Here is a 1,290-nt window from a genome sequence, read left to right as displayed (position 1 = left end):
ACGACGCGGTTGTTCATGTGGAAACTGGTACAAGTCAAGGCGCTGGTCAAATGGCAAACAGGGCTCGGAGCGGACCTCGGAGGTAGCGCAGCATCCTTGAGCGGCAGAGGAGAATACGCCGTTACAAGCGGCCCATAAGAGACATTCGGCTTCCTGTTGGCTTTCTGCGATAGCAGCCCGCGTTCCGGTCATTAGCTGCAAGTGCAAATCTGGCGTCGCTTGAACTCACACATCGCGGACAAAGCCGCCTTTTATCCATCGGAGCGAAAGTCCGCTGATCTGAATTCAGGCAAGTGCGCGGCGACGAATGCACGCATTAACGGCATCAGCACCGGACTTCGTTCCTCCAAGATTTTCAACGGCACGAGCACGCGGCAATGCCCCTTCAGGGTTGCTGGACGCACCGCCTGGGAAGACCGAATAAACACCAGTTGCCTGTGTCTCCTCGAGGCAGGCATCGACCAGTGCTTTAACCTCACTCTGGGGCAAAGGTTTGCTTGTTGCGCACCCTGCCAAAACCAAAAAAACAGGAAAAAGCAACTTGCGCATTATACTACCGTCATGACTAAAAGAGAGCAGATTGGCGTTTATATTCCTTGTGCTCGTCAGTCAACTGGTAAGTTGCCTCCGACAATAGGCCGAACCCGCCTGTTTTCAGTTGCACCGCAATTTGCTTCCGTCCGGTCATGTTGCAGCATCCGTCACCTTGGGCTCCGAGCCGACATCTGACGGTTTCGGTCGGGCTTATCACCATGATTCAGCCCTGGAAGGTCGGCTCTGCGGACTAAGCCGCTATCGGCGCACTCTGCAGCATTGGTCGAAGTGGGCTCGAAGCAGTCATCCGAGCGTTTTGGTCGGTTGTCGGCAGCCAGCCCAAACCGGACATCTGAGATCAGCACCAACTAACTTTGCTGATCATGCCACTCACGGATAGAGCGGCACAATGAGCTCATTGCTAAACCCATGCGCATTCCGCTGCTCAGGAAGGCAATCTCTTCCGTTAACATCGGTTCGGTTTCCCCGTCTGCTATGAAATAAAAAATACCAGTCTCTTCGCCTTCGTCTCTTTCAAGGATCCAAGTTCCCAGAAATTCGCCATGACGAGTTAGTAGGTCGCCTCGAGCCGCGCCATCGTCGGCTCCCACCAGGTTTATGGGGTATGTGAGTTCCATGATACCGATATTGGTGTACAGCATTTGAAATGCCAACACCGCAGCCCGAAGCATGCGTAATTGGGCTGACCCTGAACTGAGGTCGAGCTCCCGATAGGATCACAGGATATCTGTGAAC

2 protein-coding genes are annotated in these 1,290 nt (G+C 53.9%); both read right to left on the bottom strand.

The features are described 5' to 3' along the window. Positions 1-285: 285 nt before the first annotated feature. A complete protein-coding gene (locus tag Q1A20_RS26060; RefSeq protein ID WP_298971720.1) occupies positions 286-549 on the bottom strand; it encodes a hypothetical protein in 264 nt (87 codons plus the stop codon). Positions 550-902: 353 nt separating this feature from the next. Continuing rightward, positions 903-1,196: a hypothetical protein gene (locus tag Q1A20_RS26055; RefSeq protein ID WP_299919724.1), complete on the bottom strand. Its 294-nt coding sequence runs from the start codon at positions 1,194-1,196 to the stop codon at positions 903-905. Between the last annotated feature and the right edge of the window lie 94 nt (positions 1,197-1,290).

The organism is uncultured Roseobacter sp. (assembly GCF_947501835.1).
Classification (GTDB): Bacteria; Pseudomonadota; Alphaproteobacteria; order Rhodobacterales; family Rhodobacteraceae; genus Roseobacter.
This window is presented reverse-complemented; position numbering and strand designations above follow the sequence as displayed.